Source organism: Nocardia sp. NPDC004718, from assembly GCF_053601535.1.
Map to the genome: position 1 here is coordinate 12,389 of NZ_JBSGCA010000027.1, position 14,972 is coordinate 27,360.

13 protein-coding genes and 2 pseudogenes are annotated in these 14,972 nt (G+C 66.1%); 7 read left to right on the plus strand and 8 right to left on the minus strand.

Annotated features, from left to right (window positions below):
- Positions 1–65 precede the first annotated feature (65 nt).
- Both ACWEH3_RS21085 and ACWEH3_RS21090 read left to right on the plus strand, forming a co-directional pair.
- The gene (locus ACWEH3_RS21085) at positions 66–680 is read left to right on the plus strand and encodes a phosphatase PAP2 family protein (RefSeq protein WP_450015758.1); all 615 of its coding nucleotides are present in this window, start codon (positions 66–68) and stop codon (positions 678–680) included.
- Entirely contained in the window at positions 677–1,093 is a 417-nt protein-coding gene (locus ACWEH3_RS21090; RefSeq protein ID WP_450015756.1) for a hypothetical protein, read from the plus strand. Before ACWEH3_RS21085 ends, ACWEH3_RS21090 begins: the two co-directional genes overlap by 4 nt.
- Positions 1,094–1,566: 473 nt before the next feature.
- On the opposite strand, the gene ACWEH3_RS21095 is transcribed toward ACWEH3_RS21090, so the two are convergent.
- Positions 1,567–2,385, minus strand: a complete 819-nt coding sequence (locus tag ACWEH3_RS21095; protein ID WP_450015754.1) for a hypothetical protein — start codon at positions 2,383–2,385, stop codon at positions 1,567–1,569.
- Positions 2,382–2,990, minus strand: a complete 609-nt coding sequence (locus ACWEH3_RS21100) for an ABC transporter ATP-binding protein (RefSeq protein WP_450015752.1) — start codon at positions 2,988–2,990, stop codon at positions 2,382–2,384. The genes ACWEH3_RS21095 and ACWEH3_RS21100 overlap by 4 nt, the downstream gene beginning before the upstream one ends.
- Before the next feature lie 290 nt (positions 2,991–3,280).
- Between ACWEH3_RS21100 and ACWEH3_RS21105 the strand changes: the two genes are divergently transcribed.
- Positions 3,281–5,281 (plus strand): polyprenyl synthetase family protein, encoded by a 2,001-nt coding sequence (locus ACWEH3_RS21105; protein ID WP_450015750.1) that lies wholly within the window; start codon positions 3,281–3,283, stop codon positions 5,279–5,281.
- A 219-nt stretch (positions 5,282–5,500) separates the two neighbouring features.
- On the opposite strand, the gene ACWEH3_RS21110 is transcribed toward ACWEH3_RS21105, so the two are convergent.
- Positions 5,501–5,692, minus strand: a complete 192-nt coding sequence (locus tag ACWEH3_RS21110; RefSeq protein WP_450015826.1) for a recombinase family protein — start codon at positions 5,690–5,692, stop codon at positions 5,501–5,503.
- Between the two features lie 201 nt (positions 5,693–5,893).
- Between ACWEH3_RS21110 and ACWEH3_RS21115 the strand changes: the two are divergent.
- The 4 genes and pseudogenes from ACWEH3_RS21115 to ACWEH3_RS21130 form a co-directional block, all read left to right on the plus strand.
- Positions 5,894–6,191: pseudogene (locus ACWEH3_RS21115) on the plus strand (IS1380 family transposase); the annotation flags it as partial.
- Between the two features lie 665 nt (positions 6,192–6,856).
- Positions 6,857–7,120: a hypothetical protein gene (locus tag ACWEH3_RS21120; protein WP_450015748.1), complete on the plus strand. Its 264-nt coding sequence runs from the start codon at positions 6,857–6,859 to the stop codon at positions 7,118–7,120.
- Between the two features lie 82 nt (positions 7,121–7,202).
- Positions 7,203–9,272, plus strand: coding sequence for an O-methyltransferase (locus ACWEH3_RS21125; protein WP_450015746.1), 2,070 nt, complete (start codon positions 7,203–7,205; stop codon positions 9,270–9,272).
- The gene (locus tag ACWEH3_RS21130; protein ID WP_450015744.1) at positions 9,269–10,150 is read left to right on the plus strand and encodes an aldo/keto reductase; all 882 of its coding nucleotides are present in this window, start codon (positions 9,269–9,271) and stop codon (positions 10,148–10,150) included. The genes ACWEH3_RS21125 and ACWEH3_RS21130 overlap by 4 nt, the downstream gene beginning before the upstream one ends.
- Before the next feature lie 435 nt (positions 10,151–10,585).
- Here ACWEH3_RS21130 and ACWEH3_RS21135 read toward each other — a convergent pair.
- The 5 genes and pseudogenes from ACWEH3_RS21135 to ACWEH3_RS21155 form a co-directional block, all read right to left on the minus strand.
- Positions 10,586–10,960, minus strand: a pseudogene (locus tag ACWEH3_RS21135) (MBL fold metallo-hydrolase); the annotation flags it as partial.
- Between the two features lie 96 nt (positions 10,961–11,056).
- Positions 11,057–11,917, minus strand: coding sequence for an SDR family NAD(P)-dependent oxidoreductase (locus tag ACWEH3_RS21140; protein ID WP_450015742.1), 861 nt, complete (start codon positions 11,915–11,917; stop codon positions 11,057–11,059).
- Complete coding sequence (locus ACWEH3_RS21145; RefSeq protein ID WP_450015740.1) at positions 11,914–12,855, minus strand: diacylglycerol/lipid kinase family protein; 942 nt, start codon at positions 12,853–12,855, stop codon at positions 11,914–11,916. Before ACWEH3_RS21145 ends, ACWEH3_RS21140 begins: the two co-directional genes overlap by 4 nt.
- Positions 12,840–13,574 carry an HAD family hydrolase gene (locus tag ACWEH3_RS21150; protein WP_450015738.1) on the minus strand — a complete coding sequence of 245 codons (735 nt, stop codon included), beginning with the start codon at positions 13,572–13,574 and terminating at the stop codon, positions 12,840–12,842. The genes ACWEH3_RS21145 and ACWEH3_RS21150 overlap by 16 nt, the downstream gene beginning before the upstream one ends.
- The gene (locus ACWEH3_RS21155; RefSeq protein WP_450015736.1) at positions 13,571–14,971 is read right to left on the minus strand and encodes a nucleotidyltransferase domain-containing protein; all 1,401 of its coding nucleotides are present in this window, start codon (positions 14,969–14,971) and stop codon (positions 13,571–13,573) included. Before ACWEH3_RS21155 ends, ACWEH3_RS21150 begins: the two co-directional genes overlap by 4 nt.
- Between the last annotated feature and the right edge of the window lies 1 nt (position 14,972).

Consider the following 14,972-nt stretch of genomic DNA (forward strand, 5'->3'; position numbering starts at 1 on the left):
TCGCCCACGCCGATACGAATCGTTCGGGCTGACTCGGGTTGTGCGTCATCGTCCTGACTGCTCTCGTGGCGGTCGAACACGGTCGGCCCATCGCCATCGACCAGCAATGGCTGCAGTGGACGATCGCCCACCGCAACAACGGTCTGACCGCGGTCGCGAAGGCTGTCAGCGTCGTGGGCGGCACCTTCGTAATGGGAGTCCTCGCCACCGTCGGGTGTGTGGTCCTGGCGTGGCGGCGCCTGTGGCGGTCGGCGGTGGTGGTCGCGGCCGCGGCGCTCGGAGCATCGATTCTGGTCGTCGGTGGCAAACACCTGGTCGGGCGCTCGCGCCCCGCCCCGATGTATCAGCTGGTCACCGAAACCAACCAGTCCTACCCCTCCGGGCACACTCTAGGATCCACGGTCGTGATCGGTGTCCTGCTCACGATCGTCCTTCCCTACCTCCGCAGACGCCTCATCCGGGTGGCCGCGATCACCGCGTCGGTGTGCACCATCGCCGCGATCGGTCTGTCGCGACTGTATCTGGGCGTGCACTGGCCCACCGACATCCTCGCAGGCTGGTTGCTGGGCGGGGCCTGGTTACCGGCCTGCCGGTCGATCCTCCGCACGCCGCCACCTCGGCGAGACCAGCATCCCGCTCAGCGTTCGCACAGCGAGACCACGCCAGCCTCGCAGCCATGACGACACTCGCAGAAGACCTGCTATGGCTACTGCTGGACGACAACACCGGAGCACTCCTCATCGACCGACCGCAACTGTCTCAAGTCCTGGGCGCAGCCGTATACCTGGAAACCTCAGGCCCTGCGGTCGTCTCGAAGACGCCGGGCTCGACACGACCTCCCCGGATTCCGCGGTCGACACGAGCGCAGCAAAAAATGCTGCTGGCCGGATTGGTCGCCGAGGGCAGAGTGTGCCAGGCGGTGGACACCCTCGAGCAGCAAAGCCCCGGATGGCACCGCTCCGAGATCCGCCGTGCCGCCACCGCCGTCGAAACCTACCCCGAATGCCGTGTCGCCGCAGACACACTGAGACACGCGAACCAAGACGCCTACGCCACCTCATTCAGCGGAGGAATCCGACCCTGGTTGCCCTGAACGACCTCGCCGCCGTCCCTGGCGAGGTGGTCGAGGTCGTGCTCGCGCGGCTGCGCGGCACCGCGCTCGACGACCGCGTCGAGCGCCGCGGCATGTCGACTGTAAGGCTGGCGACACCAGATCCGTGTTGCTGCATCGCCGCACTCAGGGGGAGCCGGGGCCGAGCTGTTCCGCCGGACTGAGCCATCGCGACAGGCGGCGGACACTGGGCTCCCGGTGAGCTCGGAACGGATTTCCAGATCCGGACGCGCCACCCCGCTCTGGTGACCATGAGCACCCCGTCGTGGCTTCGCAGGCGGGCGAGCACCGCGCGCATCCGTCTCGGCGACGCGACGCCGGGATATCCAGGACGACGGCGTCGACACCGTCGAGCAGGACCGCGGCCACGGCGAGTGGATACTCGCCGGGATCGGGGATGTGCGCGGTACCCGACGAGGGGCCGGACACCATGCCGCGCCATTCCCGGGACGCACTCAGTGCTTTGCTGGTTGTCTGGACCTGGTCGGTCCGGGGATGCGGATCCACATCATGGGCCGGAGTGATGAGCGGGTGCGCACGTGGAACGCGACCAGTCCGACAGTGGCGCTCGCGGCGAACCAGGCCAGTTGCACGGCGAAGCCCGCCAACGGCGTGGTCTCGGAGAAACCGGCCGCGGTCGAAGCTTGCATCGCCCCGTAGGAGGGCAGCCAGCGCACGAGATCGCTGTCGGCCCCGGCACTGGCGATGGGGTTCTGTACGGCCATGTCGAAGCAGCTGATCATCGCGATGGCGAACATGCCCTCCACCTCGCGGCGCAGCAGCGCGCCGAGGGCCACACCCAATGCTCCGTAGGTCATCGCCGCACCGAAAAGCGCCGCAGCGAGCAGCACCGGCTGTCGAGGCGACCAGTAGCAGCAGATGACTGCGGTGGCGTACGAGCAGACCACCAGTGAGGCCACCACCAGGCAGGCGATCTTCGCCAGACCCAATGCGACCCGGGGAAACCCGGCCATCGACAATCGCCGGTCGAACGCTCCACTGCTGAAAGTGGCCGCGAACATCATGAACCCGATGATCAGGGTGACCCCCATGATGGCGGCGCTGATCTGGGCGAGTTGGTTACCGTTGGCGTGCAGTACGAGACCGGTGTGGCGCAGCCGGAACGGTACCTCGATGTCGGTGATGGCCACGCGCGCCAGGGTGATCAGTATGGGGACGAAGGCGGTCACCAATACCATGGCGAACCCGTTACGCGCGTGTTCGACGAGGCCGTAGCGGGTGGCGATCAGGAACAGTCGAATTCCGTGGCTCATAGGGCCGCCCCATCAGGTGGGTCGTGGAGAACCCCTTCGTGCAACCGCCACACCCGATCGAGCTTGTCGGTGTCGTGGGTCAGATGCGAAACGATCAGAACCGATCGGCCGGTGTCGCGGAATGCGGTGACCAGATCCCAGAACCGCAGATACGTCTCCCAGTCGAAACCCTGGTATGGCTCGTCGAGCAGCAAAACCTGCGGGTCGTGCATCACCGCCAACGTCAGGTTGAGCTTCTGCCGCGTGCCGCCGCTGAGCGTCGCGACCCGCTCGCCGGTGTACTCGCAGAACCGGAGGATCTCCATGGTTTCCTCGGCCCGCCGCAGATCCGCAACGGCATAAGCCGCGGCGAAGAAGGTCAGGTGCTGGCGGACCGTGAACGCGTCGTTCAGGATCACCTGCTGCGGGCAGTAACCGAACCGCCCACGGTGCCGGATAGTTCCCCGGTCCGGTCGCAGCTCTCCGGAAAGGGCTTTCAACAGCGTCGACTTGCCCGCCCCGTTCTCACCCACGATGCCCACCAGACTCCCCGCGGGCAACGTGAGGTCGATGCCGCGCAGCACCGACCGCCTGCCGTATGAGTGGTGGACGTCTTCTACTTCCATCGTCGCCCCTTGCCTACCGCCGGTGGCCCGGCGGCCGTAGGGATGCTAGCAATTGCCGCCGAAAGTGGATGCCAGAAAGGCTTATTCGCAGCACGCGCGCTTCCGGCGGTGCGGCCGGGCCGTGCAAGTGCTGGACGCGCTCGAGGCGAGGACAGGTTTGCCGTCGGTGGCAACAGTTGTCGTGCGGAATGCCAAAAGTGTTTGATAACAAGATTTTTGCCGCGTTGTGGTGCCAATATTCAACGGCGTCAACGTGCAGATGATCTATGCCACCAGTGAGGAGCGTACGCGTGTCCGGTGAGATCGATTCCGCTGTTTTCCCACATCTGGATGCGGACCTGGACCGTGTCCGTGACGTTCTGGGGCCGGTGCGGTTTCCCGGCCGCCCGGAGCTGACCGCGCTGACCGACGAGGGGCCCGGGACGTCTCGTCGGATGGTGCGTCCGACGTTGACGTTGCTGTCGTACTACCTGCTCACCGATCCCGCGACCCCGGCCCACGAGAGGGCGGTGCGCGCCGCGGCCGGGGTGGAGTTGCTGCATCTGGGGTCGTTGTATCACGACGACGTCATCGATCACGCCGATCAGCGCCGTGGACGCCCCAGCACGAATGCGGTGTGGGGTTCACATATGGCCGTGCTGGCCGGGGACTGCGTGACGACCTCAGGCCAGCGCATGCTGATCGAGCTCGGCCATCGCGAGGTTGCCGCGGCGGCGATCGCGAGTGAGCAGATGTGCGCGGGCATGGTGCTCGAGGCCGCCGACCAGCATGTGGCCTCCCGCACCGAGCAGTCCTACCTGGAGTCGATCGGCGGTAAGACCGCGGCGTTGTTGTCGTTGGCGTGTCGGGTCGGCGCGATGCAGACCGGCTGCTCCGAGGAACACGTGGAGTCGTTGGCCGAGTTCGGTCGATGCTTCGGGCTGGCCTACCAGTTGTGGGACGACATCCTCGATCTGACCTCGACCGCCGAAGAAATGGGCAAGCCGGTCAATCAGGATCTGGTCGAGGGCATCTACACCTTGCCCGTGATCCTTGCGGCAGCCCGCGTCCGACGTCTCGTTCGCCTGCTCGGCCGACGAATGACGCGTGCAGATGCTTCGCGTGCCCGTGAGCTCGTGCTCACGTCCGGCGCCGTGGACGAAGCACAAGCGGTGGGCGAGGACTTCATCGACCAGGCTCAGGATCAGCTTGCCGGTCTGCCCGTCGCCCCACACGTTCGCCACGCGATGACCGGTTATGCCCGGTCGGTACTCGATCGGCGAACGTCCCGCCCGGCCGTTCCAACGCCATCGACGCGGGCACCCCAGGACGGCGAGTCGGTCTCGCCGCAGGCCATGTCATGGCTGGGGAACTGGATGGCCGAAACCGGTCTCGTCGCCTCTTCGGCCGAGTTCGACCACGACCACAGGTGGTCAGGAGTGTTCCGGTTCCAAGCACAGTCGTTGGCGCCGGCGGACGCAGACCATGAACAAGCCTTCGCCGCCATGACCACGCTGCTGGCGGTATGGGATGACATGTTCGACGATCCTCAGCTGCAGGATCCGGAAACTGCCACCGCGCTGCGGCATGGTCTGGTCGCTGTGCTGCGCCAGGACCCGCAGCAACCAGGCAGGCCCGGCGCGATCGCGACAGCATGGACGAGTCTGTGGCCGCGCCTGCGCGCAGGCCGCACCCTCGCATGGCAGCAGCGGTTCCTCGACAGCCTCGAGGCATGGTTCGAAGCCTGCGAACGCGAAGCACACCACCGCATCAACCGCTACATCCCCACCACCGCCGACTGGCTACCACTGCGGAACTCCACCGGTGCGCTCGACATCGCTGCCGCCATCATCGAGGTGCACCAGGACTGGGAACTGCCACCGACGCTGCGCAACCACCCGGTATTCCGCCGTCTCGAGGAACTTCTCTGGTGGGTGGGCTTCGCGGAGAACGATCTGATCTCCCTGGAACGAGACGAAACCGACCACATCCCCTACAACCTGGTCAGAGCCATCCGACATGAAACCGGATGCACCCGTGGCGAAGCCATCGAGCAAGTGCAGCGTCAGCTGACCGAGAAACGCGCTCAGATCGACGCCGTGACCCGCTACCTCCCCACCCTCCTGCGCGTACTGCCCGGTCTCTCCGGCCGACGGAAGAACTACATCTCACTCTACGAAAACCTGAGGTCCACGGCATACACGGCCCATCACGCCGATCGGTACACGCAAACCTCGGCTTCCACGACGCCGGACTTGGAACGCCTGCGCCGCGAGGTCTACCACTACCCCGCCACCCAGCCAGCCACGTAACGGCCGACCTGTGTCCGACCGACTGACACGGTACCTCACGATCATCGCGGATCAGGCCGGCAGAGTCGAAGCTGGATTGTCCAGTACCTGTGCTGAGGTCAGTTCGGGCAGGTACTTGTAGATCGTCGAGCGGGGAGACGCCCGGCAGCCCGCCGACCGAAAAGACGGACCCCTCCGGCCGGGTGAGAATGGCGCGAGCCCGGCGTATCCGGTCGGTGGTCATAGCCGTTGGGCGGCCGAGGCGCTGCCCGCGCTGCAGGCAGCGCCCAAGCCCTCGTGTGCGCCCTGGATGATCAGCTCGCGGATGAACTCGGCCAGACGATGAAAGACGCGAAAGACCAGGCATCCGCCTGGCGTGTTGGCGTCCAGGACCTTGTGCAGCAACCGGAACCCGATACCGCGCTTATGCAGTCAGGCGACGACCCAGATCAAGACTTGAAGCGGCCGAGCCGGTCCCGAGGGCACGACGAGGGTGTCGCCACGCGCCTGTACACCAGGCATTTCCGAAGCTTCGCGCGTTCGGCATCCTCGCCGGACTTCTTGTCGGTGTAGATCTTTTTGACATCCCGCCGCCGTCAGCACGTGGATCTGCCCGATCCGGGTTCTGGTCCATTGGCGCTGTTGCGCGGTGAACCGGGCGTGTTCGGGGACGTCGCGTCGGACCCGACCGTATACCGGCCGATCACTTCCCTTGCCGCCGATGCACCGAAAACGTTGGTTGCCAGAGCATCCGCCCGCGTCACCGCGAGAGCGGCGGCCTGGCAGGCGGCCGACGAGCGGGCGCCGGACCATCAGATCACCACCGACCACCCGCTGACCACCTGTCTGGATGCCACCCTGCTCGACTCGCACTCGGAAAAAGAAGGCGCTGCACCGACAAACAAAGAAAGGGTTCGGCTTCCATCCACTGCTATCGGGTCGGCAGGAAAGTACTGTTGCGCAACGACTCCGGTGGGCGTAACCCACGACTTCCTCGAGTACTGCACCGCACGCACACGACTGCTCCTGGACGTGTTCTCGATCCCCGTCCGGCTCGCCCACCACGCACGCCGCGTGCACCTCCGGTTATCCCGGCATCACCGCGGAACCGGCCTGCTACTGACAGCCCTGGATTGCCTCCAACCAGACCGACCAGCACAAACCACCCCCACAAGGATCGAAAGGACCTCCCATCCGGGCCAGTGGAACCCGGCAGCCACCCGCCGACCGGGCTACCCCGTGTTACCCACCGACCACTGCTCAGCAACCGAAGACCAACCCGAATTCGATCAGGCCGGACCGAACGCCCGGCAAACCATCGCGGTCAGCTGTTCGTAGGTGAGGTTGCCGCAACACGAATTTATCTTGCTGATGCGATTGCTCCACGGCAGTGATTGGCGCATGCTAACGTAGCCGCGCGAGGATTCTGCGTCCGGTTGGCGGTGTAGGTGATTTTCACCATCGGCAACGACGAGTTTCGTCTATCGTCATGTCTAGCGTCATCACTGGGTTCAATTCAGTCGCACAGCAGAACAAATGGAACACGCCTGTGTCGATAGCGATTGAATTCAACAACTTGTCGCGAAGGAGAGCGTCATGACATACACGACCGAATCGAGGGCACGGGACGCGCTACGGGCCCGGTTGAAAGACAACTTGGACTCACTGGCCGTTTCACGGATCGGCGATCTCAGCGATGACGATGTGCGAAAGCTGCAGATTCGCCTGGATGTGCTGGAAAAGTGGGCCAGCTTGAACGACTCAGCGATTCGCGAGCTGATGCACGACGACGACACCAATTTGCATCATCACCACACCATCGAGGATGTGGTTTCACCAGCCGTCAACGAGCAGCCGTAACGCCTGGCTGCGCTTCTCGCACCAAATCATCAGCCGAACAAGTAAATACACCAGTAGACGATGGGACAGGACGTTGACTCGAGTGAGCGACGAGGCGCTGCCGCGTGAGGTGTGTGCGATTGTCGAGAACGCGATGGCGAGCCAGAAACCGTTCGGCGACCCAGTGTATGTTCTGGACCGACTGCAGGAGTGCCTGTTACTGCGGCTGCAACTATTGAGCGCGCACCTACCGGCCGCGGCGGAGCTGTTGGATGCGATGGCGCAGACTTCGTCGACGACGACCTACAAGTTATTCGCCGACCCGACCCTGCGGGCTGCGATTGTGCACGCGCACGAGCGGACCGCGTCCGGAGTCCCGCAAGGACCCACCGGACTGCGGCTCGCTGATTGCAGCAACTTGTTTCTGACCGCGGCTGACTATCTGCGAAACGGGGGGACCGACACGCCACTTCAGGATGGCTCCCTCGTGGCGCTCGGACCCGGTGAGAACCTGGGCTGGATCTGGCGAGAGGAACATTCGGACGACACCTACGGTAGGGCGTTTCGCAAGTTGGTATTCGAGCGCTACAACACGCTACCGGTCACGCCGTCCGACGAAGCGCTCGACCAACTCGTCGTCGGCGCCAGACTACTCAACGAGCTGCTACCCGACCTCGCGCCGAGTGCTCTTCAACACGCGCGAGTCATCGCGTGCGTTCCGCAGGAGGGCGCATTCATCGGGACCGGTTCCAGTTCGCAATTCCACCTCGGCGGCGTGATCTTTCTCAACGCACGACTGGGTAGTCCGTGGTGGGTCGTCGAGCACCTCCTGCACGAGGCTCTTCACCAAAAGTTCTACGACTTCCGACACGGACACGTGGTTACGCGGTTGGAATGGATCGAGGACGACGCACGGCCGGTCATCTCGCCGTGGAATCCGTCGCGACTCGCCGGTTCGAATTGGTGGAGCGCGCCGCGTGTATTTGCCGCATTCCACGTCTATGTACACCTCGCGTTGCTATCCCGCGTGGCCGAAGACCGACACTCTCAACTGGAATCGACCTACGGTCCCTTCAGCGGCATGATTGCCAGCAAACGGGCGCAAGAACGCGCCCACTACCTCGGTCGACAGCTCAAATCGTTGTGCTGGGACAGGTTGGACACTGCTGGCCGCGCGTACGCCGACTGGTTACACGCTCTCCTGGATGCGCTGGATCCGGCGCCACCTCCGGTCGGCTCGACTCTGCACCTCTATCTCGATTTGTATCGCAGGGAGACTGGTTTTCTGCACCGAACAGCTTCGGAGACTCCCCAGCTCTGGGCTGGGCGTGCCGATGAACTCACCAACCTTGCGGGGCGCGAACTCGACACCGTACGGAAACTCCTTCGCGATCTGGGCAACGTTGACCAACTCCAGCGTCTCGATGCAGCAACCGCCGGACTTCCGGCAACCGATCCGGCCCAGCGCTACGCCGACATTCGCCGCTACGTCGAGGCGAGCCTCCTTGCGGCCTCTGTTGACGGCTACCGCATCGATGCGTCAGGCGATTACGAGGCGATCGTGCAAGATCTCGTCGGCGAGACAAGCGACAAGATCTACGCGCTTTCCAACGGAATCCCGATGCCGGTCGCCGAGGCGAAGCGTCGTGCAGTTGAATGCGGCTTCCGGCAGTCTTGTCATGACGGCGTCGGCCAACTCCTCGCCGTACTTGCGGGAAATTTGCCGCAGCAGGCGAATGTACTCGAACTCGGCACTGGCGTCGGTGTCGGCACCGCATGGATAGTCTACGGTCTCGGTGCTCGCACCGATGTCCACGTCTTTTCGGCGGAAGTCGATGAATCACTCGGCGAAAGTGCGTCGAGTTTCGAATGGCCCCCATACGTGAACCTGAAAATCATCGACGGGGCATCCGTTTTGGTAGACCATGGTCCGTTCGATCTCATTTTCGCCGATGCACCGCCCATCAAGTTCGGCCATTTCGAAGCGATTGTCGATGCACTCCGTCCGGGCGGCACTCTGATCGTCGATGATATGGGACCCAAAGCACAGTCCAAGAACCCCGACAGCACGAAGATTCCGCAGTTGCGAGAGGCGATCCTTGGACACCACGAGCTCGTGACCGCCGATATCGATTGGTCCACGGGAATAATCATTGCCACCAAGAGGCCATGACGGTTGGCGAGGAATCGGCAGCGGGCTTACCGCATACAGCGAGTGCGGGACGCGAACTCGCACTTGGGCTCGCGCGCGCTCGGATCGACGAGGGACTGCTGTCCGCAGCACTTAGGGCAGGCATCCGGCGCTTGGACACCGCCTACAACTACGGCGGGTTCGAAGGGTTGGACCAACTAGGAGAGCTGCGCGCACCGCAACGGTTCGCGATCACTTCTAAGGTCGGCTTCTTCCGTTCCTCCGACGGCTCCGGAATCCATGCTCTCGATCCAGATTTGCTCTACCACGCAGTCGAGGACACTGTGCGCCGACTGCGTGCACCGCTGGACACGATCCTGCTGCACAATCCGGAGGAGGCTGTGGCAGGATCGCCAACATCTCTCGAGAATTCGCTGGGGCCCGCTGCCGAGGCACTTGTCCGGGCAGTGCACGACGGCCTGGCAGGCCGATGGGGAATATCGGTATGGCGGCCCGACCCGGTGTGGCAGGCGTTGCGACGAAGCAACATCAGACCCGATGTCCTGATGACCCGCGCCGGGCTTGGCGTCGGTCCGGATGCGATGGTGGCGGTGAATCACTGCCGCCATGCAGTGACATGGCCCGGCATCGAGTTCCGCGGAATGGCACCCTATGGTGGTTCGCGCGCGGCACGTCTGCTGCGTGCCACCGACCTCACGTCGTTCGTCGACGGGCGCTCAACCAATGCGCAAGCGGCGCTGAGGTTGAGTTTCGAACTGCCCGAGGTCCGGGTGGTCGCCTTCGGCACCAGCAACCCGGCGCACATGCGTGAGGCGATGGCTGCATGCGCAATGGAGATCGACCACGAGCAGTTCAGTGCATACCGCGATATCTTGTCGTTGCAAACCCGGCCGACGTGAGCTGCTTGCGACAACTCCCGAGGCCGAGCAGCCGTAGCGACAACGCCTGGACGACCGATCGGGCCCGTGGAACCCGGCAGCCGACCCGCTGAACTGGACCCGCTTCATTCCCCTTTGCAGCCGGAACGACCCAAGACACCGATCCGAGTCCGAACTGGCTGGCACATCAGCCCCACGAAAGATCCGGGCTATTCGGGCTGCCATATCGGCTGGCCGTCGTGGGCCGTGGTGATTCGGCCGAGTTGGACGTCGGCGAAGTGCAGGCCGAAGCCGAAAGTGCCAGCGGTGGTGAGCTGGTCGATCACGCCGCGGCTGGTGATAACGGATTGGGCGGAGTCGTCGTCGATGGCGGCGGTGAGTTCGGGGTGGGCAACTGGCAGGGGGGGTTTGCATCGCGTCGCCGAACACGATCAACCGTTGCCCGGGTGAGGTGATCACGTAGCCGAGGTGTCCGAGGCTGTGGCCCGGCAAGGCCAGGGCGTGGATGCCAGGAAAGATTTCCTCGCCGTCGGTGATGGTGCGGACTTGGGCGGCGAAGACGTCGAGCATCTCGGCGCTGGCACCGGTCGTAGCGGCAAAGGCTTTTCGCTGCCATTCGGTGTCGCCGACCAGGACAGGGATGTCGGCGAAGGGGCTGGATGTTGTGGCGGGAGCGGTTTGCCACAGCCAACCGATGTGGTCGAGATGCAGGTGGGTGATGGCGACGACTTCGATATCGGCCAGGGTTTTGCCCGCGGTGGGTGATCGCGGCCCAGAGCTCGTCGTCGGAGTCCGGTAGCCATGCGCGGGGTTCGAGCAGGGCAACGCCATCGGGGAGGTAGGTGATGCGGTGATCGCCGCGCTGGTGGTGACGGCGTGTGGCGGGTCGGGTGTAGTGGTCGAGGCTGAAGGTCATGCTCGCCCTGGTCAGCCGTCCGTCGGTGACCGCTGACCAGTGGTGGCCCGCAGCTCGCCGAGCAGGGCGTTCGGCAGCGGGCAGACGGGCTCCGGCCGGAAACCGTAGTATCGGCGCACCATTCGCTCGTATACCCGGCTCGGGAGCAGCCTGCGGGTCCAGAAGGACAAGCGGACGTCACGGCCGCACAGGTAGGTCTGCCGTGGCCGGTCCGAGGACAGGATCATCGCGACCTTGTCGGCCGCCGCGGCGGCGGGCTGTCCCGCGGCCAGGTAGCCGCGTACGAGGTCCAGCACTGCGGCACGGTCGTGGTCGTAGGCGGAGATCGGGCTCGACACGTGTCGCGCCGTGTCGATGATCGGGGTGACCGTCCATCCCGGGATGAGCACCGACACCTGGATGCCCGACCCGGCGGCCTCCATGCGCGCAGCCTCGCCGATCCGCTCGACGGCGGCCTTCGTAGCCGAGTACCAACCGCCGTACGGCTCGGCGACGGCGCCCGCTCCCGAACTCACGACGATCACGCGGCCTGCGCCCCGCGCGCGTAGCAACGGCAGTACCGCGCGCAGTACTCGGTGCGTGCCGAGGACGTTGGTGTCATAGAGCGCCGCGGCCTCGGTGGGCGTGGTCTCCTCGACCGCGCCGACGACGCCGTATGCCGCGAAGGTGACGACCGCATGGATGCTGCCGTGCCTGGCATGCACGTCGCGAACCCAGCGGTTCACCGCCTCTTCGTCGCGCACGTCGACCCGAGCGATTCCGGACGCGGCGACCCGGTCGCATCCCTCGACCGTGTACCCCAGCGCCGCAAGCCGTTTCATGGTGGCCGCGCCCATGCCGTTGGCCGCTCCGGTGACGAGCACCACCGTCACGCGGCACACACCTTCAGTACCCGCGGCAGAACCTCCAGCCGCGCCGACTCCACCATCGTGACCTCGCCGTCCAACTCCAGCGGCGCCGGACGATCCGGCCGCAGCTCCACGACCGAATCCCGATGGCATACCGCCAGCGGCGACCGCCGGAATCGGCCCGCGTACAGTCCCGCGACCAAGCCGAGCGTCCTGAGCTTCCCCGCCTCGGCCCAGATGTTCACATCGAACCGGCCGTCGGCGCGGGTGACCGCGGTGTCGTAGCGCATGCCGCCGGCGAAGTGCACGCTCTTGAGCACGCCGATGTTGGTGATCGGGGCCGCATGGCTCCAGTCGACGCCACGAACGGCGACGGGCAGCGGCCGATGAGTGGCAAGGGTGGCGAGTGCGGTGGCGATGATGGCGGCCTCCACGCTGCGCGACTTGAGCCAGCCGACCACCCCGGTGGCGTGGTTGAAGGAATGATTCCCCGCGGCGACCAGCCCCATGCTGGCGTTGAGCAGGAAATAGCGCACCGCGCGCGTGCCGTCGGCCAGCAGCACGCAGGCCTTGCCCACGTCGACGAATTCGGCGCGCGCGGCGTCGACCCGCACCGGAACGGTGCCGATACGTCCGGTGCCGGGCACCGGTTTGTGGAAGTCGTTCGAACTGCCCAGCCCCACCGCGCCCAGTGCGCAGCCGGGAGCGCGCGGTTGGTCGGTGGCCGGGTCCATGAGCGCGTTCAGCACCAGGTTGACCATGCCGTCGCCGCCCGCGGCGACCAGCACCGGCGGCGGATCGGGCCGGGTGACGGCCGCGCGCACGAGGTCGGTGGCGTGCCGCGCGTCGGCGGGCAGTTCGACCGACAGGTGCGGGTGACGGGCGCGCAGGGCGGATTCCACCGGCTCCCAGCGCCGCAGCGCGGTACCCGCGTTCGCTCGTGGGTTCAGGACGACGAGCACGAATCCTCCTCGATGCCGAGCCATCGGCGTAGTGCGTGGTGATCCCCCACCGTGACCAGTCCGGTCCGGGCCACGGCCGGCGGTATGCCGGTGGTGGGCGGGCCGATCAGGAAGACCGGGATGCCCAGTTGCGCGCCGGGACCGTCGTGGGCCGGGTCGTTGCCGACCATGACGCAGTCACCCGCGGCCGCGCCCAACTGGTCGAGCAGTTCGCGATAGAACTCGAGCCGCGGCTTGGCGCGGTGCATGGTGTCACCACTGGTGACGAAGGCGAACGAAGCGAGATCGATTCCGCCCCATCGGATCCTGGCCTCGACGGTGCTGCGCGGCCACAACGGGTTGGTCGCGACCACTTGCCGCGCACCCGCCTCCGCCAGCCCGCGCACCGTCGCCACCGCCGCCGGGCGCGGCGGGAAACACGCGCGCAGCCGCGCGAATTCGACCTCGGCCAACCGGGTGAGGCGGTCCGCGACCACGTCACGGCCGGCGCCGAGACGCTCGGCGAGCAGCAGCACCATCAGCTCCGTGTTGGTGTGGTCGCTGTCGTTGGCGCGCACGTCACCCAGCGTGCGGCGCAGCAGTGGCAGGAAGTGGTGCGGCGGGACGAGATCGCGGAACACCCAAGCCGCGCCCGCGGGCATCAGCGTCGCGAAGGTGCGCCGCCGCTGCCCGATCAACGTGCCGTCCAGATCCCACAGCACGGTCGGTCGTGGGCTCATTCCTGGCTGTCCAGTACCGCTCGCAGGTCCGCTCTGGTCAGCCCGAGGCGGGCGGCGTAGTCGTCGATGCCGGGCGGCCGCGCACCGCCGAGCCCGGTGCGGGACCGGAGTTCCCCAGCGTATGCCGCGCCGAGGTCGTAGACCGTCTTGGCCAGCGCGGCGGGGAACAGCCACCGGCCGAGGTCACGCTGGAACACCCTGGTCAAACGGTAGGGCGCGACCAAGCGGGCCCCGACGGCGGCCACCGCGCCCGGATCGCGCAGCGAACTCATCCTGGCCGCCTCGGCGCCGGGGACCAGGAGCAGCCCGGACCACAGCCGCGCGAAGCCGTCCAGCTTCTCCCGCGCGTCGGCGGTCATATTGAATTCGGTGTAGGCCTTCTCGATCCGGGAGGTGTGGGTGGAACGACTGCGCAGCAACGTGTGCACGTCGGCGACCTTGCGCGCGGTGTCGGCGCGGGTGAAGCGGTCCACTCGCGGCGCGATCCGGTCCAGCAGCGCCGCGAAGCCGGGGTTCGGCACCAGCCGGTGCGCGAGGGCGAGGGCGTGGTACATCAGGCCCTCGCTGCCCGCCGCCGCGATCTGAGCGGAAAGCAGGTCGTAGTCGAGGTCCGTGCCCGCGTATCGGGCCAGGTTCCAGATGTCGCCGAGTTCGCGCACGCCGGTCTTGTAGTAGGGCAGGTGGATGCCCAGATGGTGCAGGTTGTCCTCGTGCGCCATCGCCCACGCGGGTACGCCGTGGAAGTCGATGGGACGCACACGTTTCCATATCGCGGCGTAGTCGACCGTGTAGGGCGCCAGCGGCGTGATCAGGCCCCAGTGCGTGCCCACCACGAGCGCGCCGTCGCGCGAGACGAACGACGGCAGGTGGTGGGATCGCTCGGCCCGCGCCTTGGGCGGCTTGCCGAGCAGCTCCGAGGTCGCGAACAGGCCGAGTTCACGGTAGACCTCGACGGCCGTGTCGACCTGGTCCGGTTCCAGCAGGATGTCCAGGTCGTTCATGCGCTTGTAGCGCGGGTCGCGGTAGATCTCGGTGGCGAAGAGCATGCCCTTGAGCACCACGCAGCGCACACCGCGTTCATCCAGCCGCCGCAACAGCTCCACCGCCCCGGCCAGGCGGCGGTCGTTCGCCGTCGCGATCCGCTCGGTGACGGCGTCGAACCGCACCCGGACCAGGGGCGGCACCAGCTCGTACACCTCGGCGGCGATCAGCGAGCGCCGCGCCAGCGGGACGGTCGCGTTGAGCTGTGCCAACTCGAGGAAGGCCGCCCAGTCGGTGACCCGGTGGGCCAGCTCGACCAGTTCCGCGCGTTCTTCGCCGCTGGGTGCGGCCAGCGCGGCGTGCACCAGCAGCCGTTCGGCGTCGGTCCCGTCCGCGGCGATCACGGTGTCGGTCATG

Excerpts from the sequence above, each read along its gene's own strand:
- ACWEH3_RS21100 (WP_450015752.1), bottom strand. The coding sequence starts at position 2,990 with ATGGAAGTAGAAGACGTCCACCACTCATACGGCAGGCGGTCGGTGCTG.
- ACWEH3_RS21095 (WP_450015754.1), bottom strand. The coding sequence starts at position 2,385 with ATGAGCCACGGAATTCGACTGTTCCTGATCGCCACCCGCTACGGCCTC.
- ACWEH3_RS21155 (WP_450015736.1), bottom strand. The coding sequence starts at position 14,971 with ATGACCGACACCGTGATCGCCGCGGACGGGACCGACGCCGAACGGCTG.
- ACWEH3_RS21120 (WP_450015748.1), top strand. The coding sequence starts at position 6,857 with ATGACATACACGACCGAATCGAGGGCACGGGACGCGCTACGGGCCCGG.
- ACWEH3_RS21150 (WP_450015738.1), bottom strand. The coding sequence starts at position 13,574 with ATGAGCCCACGACCGACCGTGCTGTGGGATCTGGACGGCACGTTGATC.
- ACWEH3_RS21090 (WP_450015756.1), top strand. The coding sequence starts at position 677 with ATGACGACACTCGCAGAAGACCTGCTATGGCTACTGCTGGACGACAAC.
- ACWEH3_RS21130 (WP_450015744.1), top strand. The coding sequence starts at position 9,269 with ATGACGGTTGGCGAGGAATCGGCAGCGGGCTTACCGCATACAGCGAGT.